Source organism: Prochlorococcus marinus str. MIT 9401, from assembly GCF_000760095.1.
Lineage (GTDB): Bacteria > Cyanobacteriota > Cyanobacteriia > PCC-6307 > Cyanobiaceae > Prochlorococcus_A > Prochlorococcus_A marinus_I.
Window position 1 is genome coordinate 364,776 of sequence record NZ_JNAR01000016.1, and the last position, 20,923, is coordinate 385,698.

General features: G+C 31.2%; 17 protein-coding genes. 8 read left to right on the plus strand and 9 right to left on the minus strand.

The window, feature by feature from the left end:
- Positions 1-17 precede the first annotated feature (17 nt).
- Complete coding sequence (locus EV01_RS01390) at positions 18-347, plus strand: DUF760 domain-containing protein (RefSeq protein ID WP_029977677.1); 330 nt, start codon at positions 18-20, stop codon at positions 345-347.
- Positions 348-358: 11 nt separating this feature from the next.
- On the opposite strand, the gene EV01_RS01385 is transcribed toward EV01_RS01390, so the two are convergent.
- The 5 genes from EV01_RS01385 to EV01_RS01365 are packed head-to-tail and all read right to left on the minus strand — an operon-like array spanning position 359 to position 5,435.
- Positions 359-1,531, minus strand: a complete 1,173-nt coding sequence (locus EV01_RS01385; protein WP_032517706.1) for a DUF4336 domain-containing protein — start codon at positions 1,529-1,531, stop codon at positions 359-361.
- Positions 1,528-2,400, minus strand: a complete 873-nt coding sequence (locus EV01_RS01380) for a metal ABC transporter permease (protein ID WP_032517707.1) — start codon at positions 2,398-2,400, stop codon at positions 1,528-1,530. The genes EV01_RS01385 and EV01_RS01380 overlap by 4 nt, the downstream gene beginning before the upstream one ends.
- Before the next feature lie 12 nt (positions 2,401-2,412).
- Positions 2,413-3,177 carry a metal ABC transporter ATP-binding protein gene (locus tag EV01_RS01375; protein ID WP_032517708.1) on the minus strand — a complete coding sequence of 255 codons (765 nt, stop codon included), beginning with the start codon at positions 3,175-3,177 and terminating at the stop codon, positions 2,413-2,415.
- A 3-nt stretch (positions 3,178-3,180) separates the two neighbouring features.
- Entirely contained in the window at positions 3,181-4,080 is a 900-nt protein-coding gene (locus EV01_RS01370; RefSeq protein WP_032517709.1) for a metal ABC transporter substrate-binding protein, read from the minus strand.
- 20 nt (positions 4,081-4,100) lie between these two features.
- Positions 4,101-5,435, minus strand: a complete 1,335-nt coding sequence (locus tag EV01_RS01365; RefSeq protein ID WP_032517710.1) for a YcjF family protein — start codon at positions 5,433-5,435, stop codon at positions 4,101-4,103.
- 165 nt (positions 5,436-5,600) lie between these two features.
- On the opposite strand from EV01_RS01365, the gene EV01_RS01360 reads away from it, so the two are divergent.
- From EV01_RS01360 to EV01_RS01330, 7 genes are all read left to right on the plus strand, one after another.
- On the plus strand, positions 5,601-6,023 hold the full coding sequence (locus EV01_RS01360) for a hypothetical protein (RefSeq protein ID WP_032517711.1): 423 nt from the start codon (positions 5,601-5,603) through the stop codon (positions 6,021-6,023).
- A complete protein-coding gene (trpS, locus tag EV01_RS01355) occupies positions 6,013-7,029 on the plus strand; it encodes a tryptophan--tRNA ligase (protein WP_032517712.1) in 1,017 nt (338 codons plus the stop codon). The genes EV01_RS01360 and trpS overlap by 11 nt, the downstream gene beginning before the upstream one ends.
- 3 nt (positions 7,030-7,032) lie before the next feature.
- The gene (gene thrS / locus EV01_RS01350) at positions 7,033-8,949 is read left to right on the plus strand and encodes a threonine--tRNA ligase (protein WP_032517713.1); all 1,917 of its coding nucleotides are present in this window, start codon (positions 7,033-7,035) and stop codon (positions 8,947-8,949) included.
- 10 nt (positions 8,950-8,959) lie between these two features.
- Complete coding sequence (locus tag EV01_RS01345) at positions 8,960-9,994, plus strand: glucokinase (RefSeq protein WP_032517714.1); 1,035 nt, start codon at positions 8,960-8,962, stop codon at positions 9,992-9,994.
- Between the two features lie 9 nt (positions 9,995-10,003).
- On the plus strand, positions 10,004-10,951 hold the full coding sequence (thrB, locus tag EV01_RS01340; protein WP_032517715.1) for a homoserine kinase: 948 nt from the start codon (positions 10,004-10,006) through the stop codon (positions 10,949-10,951).
- A gap of 79 nt (positions 10,952-11,030) precedes the next feature.
- The gene (locus EV01_RS01335) at positions 11,031-12,572 is read left to right on the plus strand and encodes an NAD(P)H-quinone oxidoreductase subunit 4 (RefSeq protein WP_032517716.1); all 1,542 of its coding nucleotides are present in this window, start codon (positions 11,031-11,033) and stop codon (positions 12,570-12,572) included.
- Positions 12,573-12,585: 13 nt separating this feature from the next.
- Positions 12,586-14,673, plus strand: a complete 2,088-nt coding sequence (locus tag EV01_RS01330) for a M3 family metallopeptidase (RefSeq protein ID WP_032517717.1) — start codon at positions 12,586-12,588, stop codon at positions 14,671-14,673.
- Here the strand turns inward: EV01_RS01330 and EV01_RS01325 are convergent.
- The 4 genes from EV01_RS01325 to EV01_RS01310 form a co-directional block, all read right to left on the minus strand.
- A complete protein-coding gene (locus EV01_RS01325; RefSeq protein ID WP_032517819.1) occupies positions 14,666-15,259 on the minus strand; it encodes an esterase/lipase family protein in 594 nt (197 codons plus the stop codon). The genes EV01_RS01330 and EV01_RS01325 overlap by 8 nt on opposite strands.
- A 4-nt stretch (positions 15,260-15,263) precedes the next feature.
- On the minus strand, positions 15,264-15,626 hold the full coding sequence (gene folB / locus EV01_RS01320) for a dihydroneopterin aldolase (protein ID WP_032517718.1): 363 nt from the start codon (positions 15,624-15,626) through the stop codon (positions 15,264-15,266).
- 11 nt (positions 15,627-15,637) lie between these two features.
- Positions 15,638-16,948 (minus strand): glutamate-5-semialdehyde dehydrogenase, encoded by a 1,311-nt coding sequence (locus tag EV01_RS01315; RefSeq protein ID WP_032517719.1) that lies wholly within the window; start codon positions 16,946-16,948, stop codon positions 15,638-15,640.
- A gap of 66 nt (positions 16,949-17,014) precedes the next feature.
- On the minus strand, positions 17,015-20,911 hold the full coding sequence (locus tag EV01_RS01310; RefSeq protein WP_032517820.1) for a translocation/assembly module TamB domain-containing protein: 3,897 nt from the start codon (positions 20,909-20,911) through the stop codon (positions 17,015-17,017).
- Positions 20,912-20,923: the final 12 nt, after the last annotated feature.

Here is a 20,923-nt window from a genome sequence, read left to right on the forward strand (position 1 = left end):
ATCTTGAAGTTGTAGAAATGTTTAATCCAGAATTTCTTGCTACAGAAAATAATGATCCAAACGATGAGAATGATTTAATCCAATATTTACAAAAACAATCTCCAGAAGTTTTGCAAAGAGTAGCAAAATCAGCTAGTGAAGATATTCAAGAAATTATTAGACATAATGTCCAAGGTCTTCTTGGAATGCTTCCTTCAGATCAATTTGATGTAAAAATAACATCTTCAAAAGACAACATTGCTAATTTATTATCTTCTGCAATGATGACAGGATATTTCTTAAGACAAATGGAGCAAAGAAAAGAGCTGGAACAAACTCTTAAAAATGATGAAAACATGTCTATTTAAGACTAATAGTTTTAAAGATTTACTTCTTCAGGAATTATTCCTAGTTCAAACAACTTTTTATATAAACCCATTAAAAATTTATTATCCTCAGGAAGTTTGTCCCACTTTTGGGAATTAATTTCATTAATTAATTTCTGACAATCTTCTATTGTAAATTTTATAGGGGCCGTAAAATGAGCTGGAATTAAATATTCCATATCTTCAAAAGACTTGATATTTTCTAACCATTTAAGTAAAACTTCTTTTGATCGCGGAAAAATTAATTTTTGTAAAACTGGTGCAATTTGAATCTTAGGAGTATCTTTACCCATTATTTCAATAAGAGAGGATTCCCAATCTTCATCCCATAAAAAGGGATAAATACCGAAATGAGATCTCCAATTTCTAAGATCTTTTTTGAATGAATACTTAAATATTTTTTTTAAAGGTGGAATATTTAATCTACCTGGTTTCAAAAAAGAAGAAAACAAGACTAACCTTTTCCATCCTTTTTTTCTTTGTTCGATGGAGTCAATCAAAGGTTCATCTCCTCTCTCTCTAGCATGAAAAAGAAGTGGTGTTGGATCAAAATTAAATATCTCAGGTGGTGTGGAGTCTATTCCAACTATTGCGTCTGTTACATGAAGAGTTTTTGTAGGATAATGGAAACAGCTTATCTCCTGATATCTTCCAAGACCTAAATTCAGTGGACCTAATGAAGACCATTTAAAAGAGTTTGAATGTGGAGTACCATCCTCAAAAAGTATTCTTGATCTTTTTGATGGAATTCCTAAAAAATCTTGTGGGAGATTTATGGGGAAACTCCATTGTCCAGGACAAAGCCAAATTTCTGCATTTTTAAAAATTCTTGAAAGAGCTGGCAGTCCGATTTTATGTTCTAGTCCAGATGCACTCGGTAGAATTATTGTTTTTACGTTGCCGTGAATCGCAATTAGTTTTTCTAACTCATTGATTAATTCTTTTGTCGGAGGAAGTGGATTTATTAGCATCAATCCATCATCAACCTTTATTACCGTCATTCTTATTGGAACCGCAACATAATAAAGTCCCTGTATTTGTTCCAAGGACCATATTTGATCAGGAATTAATTCTCTGAAAATTGTTTTCTTTTTTCCATAAGGATATAAAGGGAATAATGGCCACCAATTCCATTTTTTATTTAAAGTTTCTTCCACCACTATCATTTATACCCAGTAAATAATTTCTTTAACTTAAATATTCCGTATCTTGGAGCGAATAAAAAGGCAAATAAAAATATAAAAGTTTGTGCTAAGACAATTGATCCACCTGTTTCAAGATCAAACCAAAAACTAACATAAATTCCTATTAAGCTTGAGATAATTGCACTTAATACTGAAATTACTGTCATATTATCGAACTTATCAGTCAGTAAATATGCTGTAGCCCCTGGTGTAATCAACATTGCAACTACTAAAATAATTCCAACAGACTGTAAGCCCACAACAGCTGCCAAAGATAAACATGTGAGCAGTAAATAATGAAGAAAAAACACGTTAATCCCAACTGTTTTTGCATGCCTAGGATCAAAACAATAAAGCATTAAATCTTTTCTAAAAATTGATAAAAGGATTACTACCAATAAAGAAATGAATATGGTTTGTTTTACATCTGAAAGTGATATTCCTAATGGACTACCAAAAAGAATAGAATGCAGATCAATATTACTTTTAATCTTAGAAACCAATACGATTCCAAGAGCGAAAAATCCAGTAAATACCAACCCAATAACAGTATCTTCCTTAACTCTAGATTTCTGCTTAATAAATCCTATCAATGCTACAGAACCAACCCCGAAAATAAATGCCCCTAATGAGAACGGAAGACCTAATGCATAAGCAACCACAACACCAGGCATTACCGAATGTGACACTGCATCTCCCATTAAAGCCCATCCTTTAAGAGTCAAAAAACTTGATAAAAAACCACAAACAGCTGCAACTAATGAACTCATAAGAAGTGCTTTTCTCATGAAATCATGAGTTAAAGGATCTTTGATGAATGAATCTAAAGTTAAAAAAGAACAGAACTCCATACAATTTAAAGTTTAGGATTCAGGTCCAAACAAAGAATCAGGTGAGATCCCTCCAAAAGTGGTTGTAATATTTTCAGGGGTAAACACTTCAGAGGTTTCGCCATAAGCTACAACGGTCTTATTTATTAAAAGAACCAAATCACAAAATTCACGGACATGAATCATATCGTGCGTTGATAATAATATGGTTTTCCCCTCATTTTTAAATTGAATAAATAATTCCGAGATAAGTTTCTCAGTTCTTATATCAACTCCTGAAAAAGGCTCATCAAGAAGTAATATTGATGCTCTTTGCGCAATTGCTCTAGCCAAAAAAGTTCGTTTTCTCTGACCTCCAGATAAGTTTCCAATAGGTGTAGATAAATGATCAGTAAGATCAACTCTCTCAATAGCATCTTTAACCGCCTGAACATCAGACTCTCTAGGAGACCTAAAAATATTCATCGAACCATATCTTCCCATCATCACAACATCCCAAACACTTATTGGAAATTGACTATCAATTCCCTCATTTTGAGGAACATAAGCAATTGTCTGATCTTTTTGAGCAGATCTTACTGACTCTCCATTTATTCTAATTTTTCCCTTTGAAATATTTACAAAGCCAGTTAAAGCATTAAAAAAAGTTGTTTTACCAGCCCCGTTCATCCCTACTAATCCACAAATCTGGCCAGGTTTCAATCTTAAATTGGCATCATATAAAGCCACCTTACCGTTGTAATCTACGCAAATATTCTCTGCCTCAATCCTAAAGTTTCGATAATTGATTGTTTCCATAATTCAAAAAAGCCCTTTTTTTATCAAATCCAAATTATGCTCAAGCATTTTTATATAGGAACTAGCAGGCCCACTATCATCAGATAATGAATCAACAAAAAGATTTCCTCCAAAATTAGCCCCAGTTTCGTTTGCAACAACCATTTGAGATTCGTTACTTACAGTACTTTCGCAAAATACAGAAGGAACATTTTTTTGTTTAACAAGAGAGATTGTTCTTGCCATTCTTTTAGGAGTAATTTGACTCTCAGCGTTAACTGGCCACAAATAAACTTCCTCTAATCCATAATCGTTTGTTAAATATGAAAAAGCACCTTCACAACTTACTAGATACCTCCTGTCTTTATCTAAGTTATTAATAAAAAGTGAGAATTCTTTATCTATTTTAAATAGTTTATCTTTATAAATTTTTCCATTTTCTTCAAATAATGTCTTTTTGGATGGCCTCAATTCTGATAAAGAATCCACGAGAATATCTACGTATAGGATTCCTCTTTTTGGAGAAATCCAGGCATGAGGGTTGGGTTTCCCTTTATAAAAATCTTCACTGATAAAAATAGGATCTAAATCTTCCGCGATAGTAATTCTTTTAACTTTTAAATTAGAAACAAATTTTTCAGCCCATAATTCAAATCCAAATCCATTATCAATAAAAACAAAAGCATTAGAGGCATTTACCAAATCGCTTGGAGTTGGTTGGTAGCCATGAACCTCAACTCCAGGTTTTGTTATTGATCTAACAATAAATTCATCTTTAGCGACATTGCTAATTATGTCAGCCAAAACGGTGAAACTTGCCAGTATTACTTCTTTAGTTTCATTTTTATTTGATATTCTCTTACATGATCCTGAAGCAAGAGAAAGCAGAAGTATCAAACTTAAAAAAAGAATATTTTTTTTCATATTTAACATTCATCCTTAGATTATGAACTAAAAGATAGTTTCATAAGTGGTTTTCTAAGATCAGAAATAAAACCTTTCCAATTTATTTTTTCTTTTTCAAAAGCTTTTTCAACAATTTTTTCAGAATTTTTCTTGATAAAATCCAAATCAGGTTCTTCTACACCTTTTGTTATTGCCATAAAATCAGCCAAAGAACTTGATACTACTCTTGTTAAATAAGCAGCACTGACAGCCTGAAATGTTCCAGAAACAAGCCAATTTGGGCCATGTAATTTTGTTATGCCAATTAGAGTCTGTCCACTCCATTCAAGAACTCCCTGAGCAATTGCAGTCTTTAAAATCTCTTTAGATACTTTATCTAAAATTTCAGGAGACCAATTACAACCCCATATAGACTTAATTTCTTTAATCATTAAAGAATTTAGTACTGTCATTGCCATAACATCAATTGATGGGATAGGAGATAAGAAAACAGTTGTTGCTACAAGAATTTGATTTTTTCTTTGTATCCCTTTTAACTGCATTCTTCTAATCCCTTCAATTTCAGATTGCCAGTGAACATGAAGTTCTTTCAAGAGCCTTTTTTTTGTGTTTTCAATATTTTTAGATGAACTTATGAAAAACTTCCTCAATGAAAAAGGTATGTTGGTTATTTCATTTTTATTCACATCAAAAGTAATAATTTTATTTAAAAAGTCACTTGAGATTTGAGACTTTAAGTCTTCTATCTGATTTTTGGCTTCTATTTGGTTGGAAGTTAAAGCTACCAACCAGATTGGCATATTTTTAGGAAACTTTTCCATCCACAAAAAATCATTTGCCGACAGAGGCAAGTTTATAAAATACAAGATTGCATCACTCTTCAAAGCTTCTTCTGGAATAACTTGAGAAGAATTGTATTTAGGTAGTTTTTCGTATAAATCAAAGTCAAACTTATCTGCTTTAAAATTACTTTTCAAAACAGATTGAAAACTTTGGTAATCTTTTTGTCCAATGCAACTTATTTTTTCTTTTTCACATCTATTAAGAATCGATTCAAGTAGTTTTTGTCTTTTTGAATTCTGTTTTTCTAATTCATTTGTTGCTTCAAGTTCTTCAAAAAAATTTAAATCTTCGTTGCATAAATTTATCCAACCATCTAAATCATTTGGCTCATTAAATTTAGGCTTATCATTCTTCAAGTAAAAATATCCCCCCAAACACAACGCAAAAAATCCTATTGAACCTCCAGCAAAATGAATTAAGTCACTTACAAACCATTCCCCAAAGCCTAAAAATAATAAGATAAAAAGAAGATTTTTTTTTGGAAACTTTATGAAATCCTTTAAAAGGTTGTCTTTACTAATATCAAACACAGTACTTTATTTTTCTAATTTTATTTTAATGCAAGTTGTGAATGAGAAAAGCAAAATTTCATAAGTCGTTAATCAAAAGATAAAAATTTAAGTCTTTTAAAAAGACTTATTGCATAACAAGATGCTAAGTTAATAGACTATTTAAATAACTTAAGAAACATCACGATGTCTAATTCAAATTTCAGCAATAATCCTGGACAAGAAAATTACAGAGGTCGTTCTAACAATGAAAGATCTAATTTCAGAGATAGATCGGGCGGCAGAAGAGATGGAGGAGGATTCCGAATAAGATTGAGTGATAACGAAATGAAAGCTGTTAAATCAATACAAGAAACCTTTCAATTAAGATCTACCGTTGCAGTTTTGGGTTTCTCTGTTAGAACACTTAGCGAAATGATCAAAGACGAAAAATTGATTGAATCAATCACAGAATATGCAAAAAATAATAAAAACTCTTCTCCAAGTAGACAATCTCAAAATCCTTATGAAGAAAAGACAAAAACAGCTCCTGACCCTTTTGCAAGGCCTGTTAAAAGTACATCAAATGAAGAGATCCTATCTAGCGAAGTAGAAGAGGATGGCAAATAAAAAAAGAATTCTTTCCGGAGTTCAACCAACTGGTGATTTACATATTGGAAATTGGCTTGGGGCCATAAATAATTGGGTAACGCTTCAAGATCAATATGAAACATTTTTATGTGTAGTTGATTTGCACGCAATAACAGCCTCATATAATCCCACAGAATTATCCAAGAACACTATCTCTACTGCGGCTTTATACGTCGCTTGTGGAATAGATCCCAAAATATGCTCAATCTTTGTCCAAAGTCAGATCTCAGCACATTCAGAACTTTGTTGGATATTAAATTGCATGACCCCAATAAATTGGATGGAAAGAATGATTCAATTCAAAGAAAAATCCATACAACAAGGAAATAATGTATCTATTGGATTATTTGACTATCCAATACTGATGGCTGCAGACATTCTTCTTTATGATGCTGACTTCGTACCAGTAGGTGAGGACCAAAAACAACATCTTGAACTTGCTAGAGATATTGCACAACAGAGAATTAATGCCAGATTTAGTAAGGATAAAAATATTTTAAAAATCCCTCAACCAATCATCATGAAGAATGGTTCAAAAATAATGAGTTTAATTGATGGTTCAAAAAAGATGAGCAAAAGTGATCCTAATGAGGGCAGTCGCATTAACTTATTAGATCCTCCTGAAATAATCACAAAAAAAATAAAAAGAGCAAAAAGTGACAGTCATATTGGAATTGAATATAACAACCCTGAGAGACCAGAGTCTAAAAATCTTTTGATGATTTATTCAATATTATCTGGCAAAGAAATTTCTCAATGTGAAAATGAATTCTCAGAGACTGGATGGGGGACATTTAAAAAATTAATTACCGAACAACTTATTGAATCATTAGAACCTATTCAGAAAAAATATAAATTACTAATTAATGATCCCTATCAATTAAATAAAATCCTATATGAAGGGAAGGAAAAAGCTGAAGGTTTAGCAAATCAGACTTTAAAAAGAGTTAAATCAAAATTGGGATTCTTTGCAATGGAGAAATAAATTATGCCAATAATTACTTTGCCTGATGGTTCAAAAAAGGTTTTCGAAAAATCTGTAACTATTCTAGAAATTGCCCAGAGTATAGGCGCTGGATTAGCTAAAGCAACAATTGCTGGGAAAGTAAATGATGTTCTTCTTGATGCAACAATTCCAATAAATAAAGATTCCAAAGTTGTAATCATCACATCAAAAGATAAAGAAGGAATTGAAATAATAAGACATTCCTTTGCTCACCTTATTGGTCATGCAGTTAAACAAATTTACTCTGATATTAAAATGGCGATAGGGCCTGTAATTGACGACGGTTTTTATTACGACATTTTTTCTGAATACAGATTTACTCCTGAAGATTTAATAAAAATAGAAAATAGGATTAATAAATTAATAAAAACAAACTATAACGTAGAAATTTTACAGGTTTCTAAAGAAGAGGCTATTAAAACTTTTAAAGAAAGAGATGAGACTTTTAAATTACGAATACTTGAAGAAATTCCTGAAGAAGGTCTCATCAATTTATACAAACATGAAGAATATATCGACATGTGTAGAGGGCCTCACGTACCAAATACTAGACATTTGAGACACTTTAAATTACTTAAATTATCAGGTTCATATTGGAGAGGTAATAATGAGAATGAATCATTACAGAGAATATATGGAACTGCATGGGCAAAAGAAAAAGAACTAAATGACTACCTTACAAGAATTGAAGAGGCGGAAAAAAGAGACCATAGAAAACTTGGTAAAAAACATTCACTATTTCATATACAAGAAGAATCTCCAGGAATGATTTTTTGGCATCCAAATGGATGGACAATTTACCAAGTACTGGAAAATTACATAAGAGAAATACTCAAAAAAAACGATTATTTAGAAATTAAAACCCCACAAGCTGTTGATAAATCTCTTTGGGAAAAATCTGGTCATTGGGAAAAATTTAGAGACGATATGTTCACTACTGCATCAGAAAATCGAACTTATGCAATTAAACCAATGAATTGTCCATGCCACATACAAGTATTTAATCAAGGTTTAAAAAGTTATAAGGATTTACCTATTCGTCTTGCCGAATTTGGTTCTTGTCACAGAAATGAGCCCTCTGGGGCGCTGCACGGCTTAATGAGAGTAAGAAACTTTACTCAAGATGATGCACACATATTCTGCACAGAAGAGCAAATTCAAGAAGAGGTATCAACTTTTATAGATCTTGTTTTCGAGGTTTATAAAACTTTTGGTTTTGATGAAATCATTATCAAATTATCAACCCGTCCTGAAAAAAGGGTAGGTAGTGAAGAGATTTGGGATAAATCAGAGAAGGCTCTTACTAAAGCACTCGATAATAAGAACATGAAATGGGAACTCCAACCTGGAGAAGGGGCTTTTTATGGTCCAAAAATAGAATTCTCCTTAAAAGATTGTCTTAATAGGGTCTGGCAATGCGGCACTATTCAGGTTGATTTCTCAATGCCTATTAGATTGGATGCAACTTATGTAGATATTGATAATGAGAAAAGAAATCCCGTTATGCTTCACAGAGCAATTTTAGGATCCTTTGAGAGATTTATCGGAATCTTAATTGAACAATATGAGGCAAAATTCCCAATATGGCTTGCACCTTATCAAATAATTTTATTAAGCATTACTGATAGAAATATTGAAAAGTGTTTTAAGTTTAATGAATTAATAAATAATAATGGTTACAGATCAAAAGTTGATGTTAGGAATGAAAAAATAGGATATAAAATAAGAGAGGCAACTCTCGGAAGAGTTCCCTTAATTGCAGTCATTGGAGATAAAGAAGAGGAAATTGATTCAGTCGCTTTAAGAGCTTTAGATGGAACAAATTTAGGAATTTTTGACCTACCTAATCTATATAAACTAATGGATGAATTAATAGAAAAAAAAGGGAGAACAGAATAATTTCGAATAGATGAATTTTCTGGCTTGTGATTTAGGAGGTACCAAGGTTCTATTGGGAATATTCGAAAGAGTAATAAATGATGATTCGCCTAAATTGTTATTCAAAAAGAAATATGTATCTTCTGATTGGGATTCTTTTGAACTGATTCTAGAAGATTTTCTTAAAAATGAATGCAAAAATATTACCCATCCTTCTTCTGCATGTTTCGCTGTCGCTGGTCCTTTATCTAAGAATTACGCAAAAATCATGAACTTGTCATGGAACATTTCAGGAAATGAATTAAAAAATAAATTTAAATTTGAACAATGCGAGCTTATTAATGATTTTGCAGTACAAATTTATGGAATACCTTTTTTAAAAAAAAATCAATATTCAACTATCCAAAATGGATCCCATTCTGAAGGTCCTAACAATGATTTGCATGCCATTGTTGGAGCCGGTACTGGTTTGGGCATAGCAAGAGGTTTAATATCAGGAAATAAAGTAAAAGTTCTAGCCAGCGAAGGAGGACACGTTGAATACTCTCCAAAGTCAAAATTAGAATGGGAATTAAAAATTTGGCTTAAAAATTACCTAAAAGTTGAAAGGATATCTTGTGAAAGAATTATTAGCGGCACTGGTTTATCAAGAATAGCCGAATGGAGACTAAGCAAACCTGATGCGCAAAACCATCCTCTGCAAGAGTATTTAAAAAAAATTAAAATTTTTGATACTGCGAGAAAAGAACTACCTGAAAAAATTTGTAAACTGTCAAAAGAAGGGGATCAGATAATGATTGAAGTTGAGAGGATTTGGTTAGGCGCTTATGCCTCTTTATTGGGAGATGTTGCTCTTCAAGAATTATGCTTTGGCGGGTTATGGATTTCTGGAGGAACCTCATCAAAACATTTCAAAAACTTTAAATCAGATTTATTTTTAAAACAATTTTTCGACAAAGGAAGATTAAAAGATATTCTTAAAACAATACCTATGAAAGTAATTTTAGATGAAGAGTTTGGACTTTTTAGTGCAGCCTGCAGAGCAAAAATGCTTTTGAAAACTTAAAAACAAAAAATGTCTATTCCTGAAGTAGGTAAAAAAATAAGGGTAACAGTGCCCTCCACAACTGCCAATTTAGGGCCTGGATTCGATTGTCTTGGGGCAGCCTTAGATTTGTATAATGAGTTTATTTTTACAAGAATTGAAGGTGGTGGAGATAGATTTGATTTAATAATGGAAAGTACAGATGGTAATCACTTAAGAGGAGGACCTGAAAACTTAGTTTTTAGAGCAGCTCAGAAAGTATGGCAGAGCGCAAATATGGATCCTTTTGCACTTGAAGCAAGAGTTAAGTTGGCAGTGCCGCCAGCACGCGGGCTAGGGAGTAGTGCTACAGCCATAGTTGCCGGACTAATCGGAGCAAATGCAATAATGAACTCTCCATTGTCCAAAGAAAAACTCCTTGAACTTGCCATTGATATAGAAGGTCATCCTGATAATGTAGTTCCCTCTCTTTTGGGTGGGCTTTGCCTGACAGCCAGGTCTTCTTCTCAGAGATGGAGAATCATTAGATGTGATTGGCACGATTCAATTAAAGCTGTTGTAGCAATTCCTGCAATTCGTCTAAGCACGAGTGAAGCAAGAAAGGTTATGCCCAAGAATGTACCTATATCTGATGCAGTGACAAATATGGGGGCACTTACTTTGTTACTAAACGGCTTAAAAGCAGGAAATGCAGAACTTATAAAAGAGGGTATGTTTGATAAGCTACATGAACCCTACAGATGGAAACTTATTAAGGGTGGATTAGAAGTTAAAGATGCAGCACTAGATGCTGGTGCTCTAGGATGCGCAATTAGTGGGGCTGGGCCAAGTATCTTAGCTTTGTGTAAAAAAGAAAATGGTAAAAACGTTAGTCAAGCCATGGTTAAAGCATGGGAGAAGTCAGGTGTAGCTAGCAGAGCCCCGTTCTTAAACGTTCAAACAATCGGCAGCCAATCTAGCACTATCTCTAGTAAGTAGTTTTACTTATGCATTTTTAATGTTATAGTCTCAAGCTAGTACAACTTCAACTAGAATAAAAAAATTATTCATTATATAAATGAATTTAGAATCTTTTCCTTGGCTATCATCTATTGTTTTACTGCCTTTAATTGGGGCATTAATAATGCCTTTCTTGAGTTCAAAAGAAGGAGAAGATAATACACTCCCTAGAAATATCTCATTAAGTTTTTTATTTATAGATTTTTTACTAATAATTGGCGTCCTTTTTCAAAAATTCAATACCTCAGATAGCTCTTTGCAACTGGTAGAAAGAACTTCCTGGTTACCATCAATAGGATTAGAGTGGTCTCTTGGCGTAGATGGGTTATCTGCTCCTTTAATAGCATTAAGTGGGTTAATTACATTTTTATCAGCTGCGGCTAGTTGGAAAATTAAGAAAAAATCTAATTTATATTTTGCTCTTTTATTAGTCCAAGCATCAGCACAGGCACTAGTTTTCCTTTCTCAAGATTTTCTATTATTTTTCTTAGCATGGGAACTTGAATTAGTTCCTGTATATCTTCTTATTGCGATTTGGGGAGGGAAAAAGAAATTATATGCGGCCACTAAATTCATACTTTATACAGCTTTAGCTTCTTTATTAATACTCATAAGTGGGTTAGCGCTTGCCTTGAGTGGTGATACCTTTACTTTAAACATTACGGATTTAACCAATAAACATGCAACGGGTAGCCTAGCTTTATTATCGTATTTAGGATTCTTAATTGGTTTTGGAGTAAAACTTCCTATCTTTCCATTACATACTTGGTTACCCGATGCACATGGAGAGGCTAATGCTCCTGTTTCAATGTTACTCGCCGGAATACTTTTAAAAATGGGAGGTTATGCCCTCTTAAGATTCAATGTTCAAATACTGCCTGAAGTACATCTTCAAATTGCACCTGCGTTAATTATTCTTGGAATCATTAATATTATTTATGGAGCTCTTAATGCATTTGCACAAGATAATGTTAAAAGGAGAATTGCATGTAGCTCTGTAAGTCATATGGGTTTTGTTCTATTAGGGATTGGTGCTGTAGATGCTTTAGGTATAAGCGGAGCAATGCTCCAAATGATAAGCCACGGACTTATAGCTGCAGCTATGTTTTTTGTTACGGGCTCATTCTATGAAAGAACAAATACTCTTTCAATACCAAATATGGGTGGTTTAGCAAAGGTCCTGCCAATAACTTTTGCTTTTTTCTTGGCAAGTTCTTTAGCCTCTCTAGCACTACCTGGGATGAGCGGATTTATAAGTGAAATTACTGTATTTTTAGGAATCACTAGTCAAGAAGGTTTCAGTTCTATCTTTAGATCAATCACTATTCTTATTGCAGCCATAGGTTTAGTTTTAACACCAATTTACCTCCTATCAATGTGTAGAAGAGTTTTCTTTGGCCCTAGAATTCCTGCACTAGCTCAAGTTAAAGAGATGAATGGTCGAGAATTGACTATTGGGTTCAGCTTATTGTTGCCTACTTTAGTGATAGGTTTTTGGCCAAAAATCGCAATAAATTTATATGAATCTTCAACGAATGCTCTCAGTCAGCAACTCACTTTAGCTAAATTAATAGGGCTAATACCAACTTTAGTTAATTAGATTCTTTTAATAAATGGATACCTCAATTTTTAAATATGGAGAATTACCTGAATTTAAGAAATTTACTCCCGAAAGCATAAGTAAACAATTTCCAGTAGTACTAGAAAAGATAGCTGAAGATTTTAAAAACATAGAGAGAAATTTATCTAACTATTTGATTCACAATGATTTAAATTGGGATAATGTAATAAACCCCTTAAATGAACTCAATGAAATTCTTAGATGGAGTTGGGGAGTAATAAGTCACCTAAATGCAGTAAAAAATTCTGAAAGTCTAAGAGAAATTTATTCAAAATTTCTTCCAGAGATTATTAGCTTGAGTAATAAATTCGGACAAAGTAAAATAATTTACAATTCCTTAGTCAAGCTTAAAGAGACAAATAATTTTGATCAAATCAAAAACAGAATTTTGGATAAAGAAATTCTTGAGATGCAACATAGAGGAATTTCACTACCAAAGAATAATCAAGAAGAATTCAACAACATTTCAGAAAAGCTTGGAAAGCTTTCAACAGACTTCAGCAATAATGTTCTTGATGCTACTAATAAATGGTTTTTAATATTAAATAAAAAATCTGAAGTCGATGGTCTTCCTGAACGAGTACTTGAGTTGATGGCAATTTCTGCACACAACCACTTAAAAAAAGATGAAGAAGTCGATATGAAAAATGGTCCTTGGAAATTAAGTCTAGATATTCCAACTTATACTTCATTTATGACATATGCCACCGACCGTAACCTTAGAGAGAAGCTATATAAGGCATTCGTTGGTAGGGCATCTCAAGGAGAAAAAAATAATTCTCAAATCATTGAAGAGATATTATCTCTTAGAACACAACAGGCTAATCTTCTCGGTTATGAAAGTTGGGCGGAACTAAGTTTGTCAACGAAAATGGCGAAAGAAATTAAAAATGTTGAAAACCTTTTAGAAGAATTGAGAGAGCCTGCATTCAAAACCGCAAAAATTGAATTAGAAAATCTCGATAAGTTTTCTAAAGCTAATGGATTTCCAAAATCACAGAATATGGAGCCATGGGATATTAGCTATTGGTCTGAACTTCTTAGAAAGGAAAAGCTCAATTTGGATCAAGAATCTTTGAGACCTTGGTTCCCACTAAATGATGTTTTAAAAGGTTTATTTAAATTAAGTGAAAAGCTTTTTGAAATTAAAGTAGTCGAGGCTACTAGTGAGGCACCTCTGTGGAATGATGACGTTTTATTTTTTAATATCCTCAATAAAGACAATGACAAAATAGCATCATTTTACCTAGATCCATATTCGAGACCTGAATCAAAGAGGGGAGGGGCTTGGATGGATGAATGTTTGAATAAAAATAATATTGGCAAAAAGACCCTACCGGTAGCTTATCTCGTTTGTAATCAGACTCCACCATCAAAAGACAAACCTAGTTTGATGAGTTTTGAAGAAGTTCAGACACTTTTCCATGAATTTGGCCATGGTCTTCAACACATGCTTACTACTGTAAATCTTCCTCAAGCAGCTGGCATCAACAACGTTGAGTGGGATGCAGTCGAGCTTCCAAGTCAATTTATGGAAAACTGGTGTTTTCACAAAAATACACTTATGAATATTGCTAAGCACTATAAAACAGGAGAAAAATTATCCGATGAGAATTTTGAAAAGCTCCTAAAGAATAGAACTTTTAATTGTGGTATGTCTACTCTTAGACAACTACATTTTGCAATAACAGACCTCAGATTGCACAGTAATATTGATAAAAACGAAGGAAAAACAGCGAATGAAATAAGAAGAGAAATTGCAAAACAAACTACTGTTATTGAACCGATTCAAGAAGATCACTTCCTTTGTTGTTTTAGTCATATATTTGCTGGCGGATATTCTGCAGGATATTACTCATATAAATGGGCTGAAGTTCTTAGTGCTGATGCATTTTCAATGTTTGAAGAAGCTGATCTAGAAAGCTCTGAAGATTTAAAGTTAATAGGAAAGAAATTCAAAGATACAATACTTAGCTTAGGAGGAAGCCTACCTCCATTAGAAATATTTAAACTATTTAGGGGAAGAGCGCCACAAACCGATTCCTTAATAAGGCACTTAGGTCTATCTGGAACTACTTAATAATTTCATCGATTACTTTGTCAACCACGGATTTATTTCTTACAAGGTTTCTATGTTTATATACTTTTACTGATATTTTTTTTCCAAAATTTAAATTTGTCCACCAGCCAGGGAAAACCATCATATCCCAATAAGTAAAAAAATTTATACACTCAATTTCATCAAGAAAAAAATCATTATTTGCGAGTTCTCTTAAAAACTTACTATTTATTTTCATTTCAGATATACCTCTAAAGGGGTATTTAGGTATTAATTGAGCCATCAAAGTTCCTTTGTGAGGGGAACCTATAGATATTAATCTTCTTGTTCTTTTATACCCATAAAATTTTTGAAGCCAGTGCCTACCAATTATTCCTCCCATAGAAAATCCCAAAATATCTATTTCTTTTTCTAAACCATATTTATCTAAAATTAATTCGTTTAATTTATTAGTCAAATCCAGAATTGAAGTCATTCCAAATGAATGCTCAAGAGTTGGGGCAAAATATTCAATGCCAATAGCATCAAGTTTTGATGTAATAGAAGAAAAAATACTTGAAGTATTCCAAAGACCATGAATCAATATAATGGGATTTCTTTTTTCCAATACTTTAATTATTTTCAAGAATTCTTACTATTGAAACCTTCCCATCGAAACCTGTGATTGGAGGATTGCATTTTGTCAGAATAATTTTAATTTTAGAAAGCTTAAATTCCTGATCAATGATTTCTAAAATTGAGTTTGAATATTTTTCGATTGTGAAACAATATATTTTCTTTGATTGTTCCTTTAAAATTTGAACTAATTTTGAATAGTCAACTGTTTTTTTTATATCATCACTTACTGTACATTTTTCAAAATCAGTCCACAAAAATATATCTAAAATAAAAAGTTGTCCTAATTCTCTCTCTTTATCAAGAACGCCAACCCTTGCCCAAAGTTTAATATTCTCAATTTTTAAAAAAGTTTCCATCTTAAAAAGTTTTAAAAATCATTATGTGTATAGATAGCTTTTCCTGATGAAAAATCATCAACTATATTACCATCACCTTTCAGGAAATATTTATAAGTTACCAAACCTTCTAGACCTACAGGTCCCCTTGGTGGAAGAGTTTGAGTAGATATACCAACTTCAGCTCCGAATCCATATCTAAACCCATCTGCAAATCTAGTAGAGCAATTATGAAAAACACCTGCACTATCTACTACATTCATAAATCTATTAGCAGTATTTGAATTTTCAGTAATTATTCCATCTGTATGTTTTGAACTATATTTTTGAATATGTGTGATTGCTTCCTCAAGATCATCAACAATTTTTATCGATAAAATTAAATCCAGATATTCAGTTTCCCAATCTTCTAGACTAGCCTCATACTTTAACCCTAATTCAACTGATCTCTTATCTCCAATTAATTTAACATCATTAGAATTAAATAAAGGTATAGCTTTTTCTAAAAAAGCTGGTGCGATATCTTTATGGACTAATAGAGTTTCGATAGCATTGCATGCTGCAGGATATTGAATTTTGCTGTCCAAAGCGACTGATAAAGCCATCTCTAGATTTGCATCAATATCTATAAACAAGTGACAAATTCCATCAGCATGGCCTAGCACAGGAATTCTTGTATTCTCCTGAATAAATTTAACTAATTCATTACTTCCTCTTGGAATTATTAAATTAATATATTTCTCAAGATTTAACATCGCCATGCTATCTTTTCTGCTTGTTAGTAAACATATTGCATTTTCATCAAGGCCTGATTCATTTAAACCTTCTTTCAATGCTTTCACTATTGAAGTATTTGTTAAATTGGCTTCACTGCCGCCTTTTAGCATTACTCCATTACCTGATCTTATTGCTAAAGAACTTATCTGCATCACAGCATCTGGCCTTGATTCAAAAATAACCCCTAAAACTCCAATTGGTACGGTTTTTCTCTCTAAGATCAACCCCTTCGAAAGCTCTCTTTTTATTTGAACTTGATTTACAGGATCAGCTAAGTCTCCAACTTTTCTTATTCCTTCAATTCCTGAATTTAATTTTGATTTTGATAACTTTAACCTAGAAAGTAAAGCCTTAGAAATACCTTTTTTTTCTGCACTTGAATAATCAGCATTATTAGCCTCTAATATTTCTTTAGAATTTTTTTCTAGATAATCAGCCATAGAATTTAAGGCTTTAATTCGATTTTGATTTTCAGTCTGACTTATTTTTATTGATGCCAAACGAACTTTCTCAGCTTTTTCTAAAAGATCATTACCTGGTTGAGGAACTTCAAAAATATTAGCCATAGCATTTTTTATTTAGTTTAATAATAATTCAAATTAACGATTCTTAAAAGTAAATTTCTTTCTGAGTCAATATCTAAAAAATAATTGAACCTGACTTTTCCAATCCCCATTGGAATCATAAGAACCTAATAATTCAAGGTTTGGATTTGCCTGAAAAGTCAAAATTCCTAAAGGTGAAATATCATCTCTACCTGGAACCGTTTGAAAGGCAAAATTTATCGCATCAGTAATATCTAGTCCTAGTTCGGCTACCCAAGCTTGAGAAGAAAATTCCTCATTAGAAGATGACTGCCCATCATTTTCTAAATCTAAATTTTCATTGGAAAATATATTATTTAATGAGTCATTATTTTCTATTAATGCTGGATATAAAGATAATTGAAATCTTTCACTAAAAGCATCAGCATTATTAAGTTGAGAAATAAATGCTCTATTTATTAAATTTGCAGAGTTACCTCCAATTAAACCAATTATTTGTGATCTGTTATAACTTGGCGTACTCCTTAATTGGATTCTTTTATTTTCATCTTCAAAAGATAATTGATCCAAAAATCCTTCGTAAGATGCTTCGATTTTTATAAGCCTCGAATTGCCAATCCCAAATGATCCAAAACCACTCGAAGCCGCATTTACGTCAAGATCATCTGAGATGTTTGAATCCTGATTATTTTCACTTATTGGTATTATAGAATCTGGAACTTTACTAACCAGAGAAAAATTAATATAAGGAACAACACCACTTCTTGATGCAAATAAAATATAATTATCTTTATTTTTATCAAGTTTAAATGGAGTAGTGTATAGATTAGCTCTACCTTTTTTAAGGTAAATCAGCCCCCTAGCATTTAAATCTTTTCCTACCTTTCCATTTATATTAAGGTCTAATTTAGTATCTAAATAAGCTTGAACTATTTCTGAATATTGAAGTTTAAAATCTGGACCAAGTTTTAATTTAAGATTATTAAAACTCAAATTATCCAAATAATTTGGTAATGTTTCTCCTAAAAGAACAGAATTTAAAATTGTTTCATTTGAAATTATTTCAATATTCTTTTTAGTATTCCAGTTAAGTTCTGGCCAGTCCTTTTTTTCTTCCTTTTTTATATTATTTTTATCTGATTTATTATTTTGATTATTGCTATTGAAGTTAATAAATCCGTTATTAAGAGATAAATTACCTCCTAAAACAGGATTTTCGAATGATCCACTTAAATCTATATCGGAATCTACTAAGAAATTGTAATTTTCTGATTTTAAAGTAAATTTATTTGTTATCAAATTAATCTCTTCCTTCCGAGAATCATTTTTAATATAAAAAGGCAAAGATCCTTTTATGAAAATATTCCCAGAATCTTCTGTCTTAGCTTGAAAATTTTTAATCTCTAAAGAATCAAAATCAAAAATTATCAAACTATTTATATCTTTTATTAATGTGTTGTAAAAATCGATTTCAGAATCCTTAATTACGACAAATCCATTTAATACGGGTTTTTTTATAGTCCCTTTTACTATCATTCTGAAATTAAAATCACCATTTTTAAAAGTGAAATAGTCCGCGGCAAAAATATCTATTAAATCAATAAATCTTTCATTTCCTACCAATCTTAGGTCTAAGTTATCTGATTTATTTATGGGTATTGATCCTTTTATAAGGATGGGGATTTCGGAATCATCTATCAGCAATGAAAACTCAACATCAAAAATAGAATTATTAAGTTCAATTAGACCTTCATCAAATAGTATTTGTTTATTTTTTATGAATGAATTATTAGAAAAAATTCTACTCGAGAAAGATTGTGTATCAAGATTATAAAATAAATTCATATCTAATCCTCCAAGAAAATCTTTTGGTTTATTTAAGAATATATTTGCAGAACTTATTGGTAGATTTTTGATATTTAAGGCGCCTTTACCGCTTAATAATCCTCCTTCCAAATCAATAGAAAATTCCTCTTTATCATTTTTGTGATCATCTCTAGAAACATCAAGATATCCATTCAATTTTACATTTATTTTATAGTTGAGTGCTTTATCGCCTTTAATAGCTATATTTGCGTTATATCTACTTTTGAATTTATTAAAATATTTTTGTAAATCAAATTTATCCTCTCGCAAATTATTATTTGCAATAATGTTATTTATAAAATCTATCTTTTCTTTAAAAGGATTATTATCTTTATTTATTTCCAGATCTTCTAAAATATTAGATTTTCTTGTTGGGATAACTTTTTTATTATCAAAATTAAAAATATCAATAGCAGTTAGTATTGTCCAACTGGTACTTATATTTTTGAATTCTGAATTTATTAAATTATTTTTATCTTGATCATATTCAACTTCTATTACTCCTCCATCGATTGGATACAATGAAGAATTTACATAAAAAGAATTATTTTTTAATCTGAAATTAAATAATGAATTCGCTAATTTTATATTTCTATATTCAGCTAAACTCCAAGCAAGTCGACCATCCAAATATGACTGGTCTGAAGATATTAATCCAGCACCATTAATAATTCCACTAATCCTATCGAATTGATTTTTGTTTATAGATAATTCAAGTTCATCAAGAGGAAAATTATCAGCTCTCCAATTATAACTTTCATTCTCTTTGACTATACTTATGCTCCCTTTATTTGAGTTGAAAACTCTAACAAAATTTGCATTATCTATTTTAAGTTCAGAATTAAACTTGACTGATAGAAATGAAGGGATTGGAGAATATCTATTTTTCATATTTAGGAGAAATTCTTTATTATCATTTTTAATATCTCCCTCCCATGTCTCTCTAATACGAATACCTTTATAGTGCGGATAATCAAGATTAAAGTTTATTGAAATATCAGGATCTCTAATTTTTCCTTTTAATTCGCCTTTAGCAGTAATGAACCCCCTAATATCATTTTTTCGAAAAATATTTAAATTTGATAATTGAGTTCTATTTATCTTAAAGTTAGACTCAATATCACCAAAATTAATACCCCTTCTATCAAACCAATAAGGAATTTTACCGGATAATTTAATATCTGGATTAAGACTATCAATATATCCAATACTGCCTTTTAGATTAATATTATTAGAACTTTTATTTAATGGTACATTTAGATTAAAATTTGAATTTAAAGTTCCATAATTTAAGTTTTGTGAATTTCCAATTAAATTCTTATCTTCACAAACAAACCTAGTTAAATCTGAATTTATACTCTCTGAGAAAGCTTCAGGTTTTATTTTTAAATTAGTAAAAGAGAATTTTCCTTTGCAAGATGTTTGATTTGATAATTTATTAAATCTAAAGTTAGATTCAAAATTTCCTTTTCTAAAACTAATTTTTTTGTTACCAATAATATATTCAGAGTTTTCAAGATCTAAACCCCTTGAGAATAAAACCAGTTTTAAAAAGTCTTGATTTAACTTTGTATTGAATTTTATCTTTAAAAAACCTTTCCCATCAAAATTAGACTTTACATTTGCAATGATTTGTCTATTAATTGACTTATAGATAAAATTACCCTTTACTTTTGTTTTTAATCCTGAATATTTAAGATTTAGAATTGAATATTTATTCAAATTAAAATTTAATTCATACTTTGATTTTGATTTTTTTTTGCTTCGAGATATTTTATAAGATTGATCCCTTTTAAAAAATTCTTTATCAATATTAATTTCAGCTTGCTCAGGCGTTATTTTTAATATCCATTTTTGTTTTAAAAAAGATCTAAAAGGCATAATACCTATATATAAATTCTTAGCTGTAATTCCAGAATCAATATTTCTTTTATCCACAATTTTTGAATTCCCCAGAGAGAAACCTAGAAATCTAATCCCAGAATAATCACCTAAAGAAACCTTTTTATTTAAAAAATTCTCAACACTTTCTTCAAGATCTGATTTCCTAGAGTTAAAATTATCCCTCAAAAAATTATTTAATAAAAAAGTGCCTAAAAATCCTGCGGACAAAAACATCCCTACTAATAG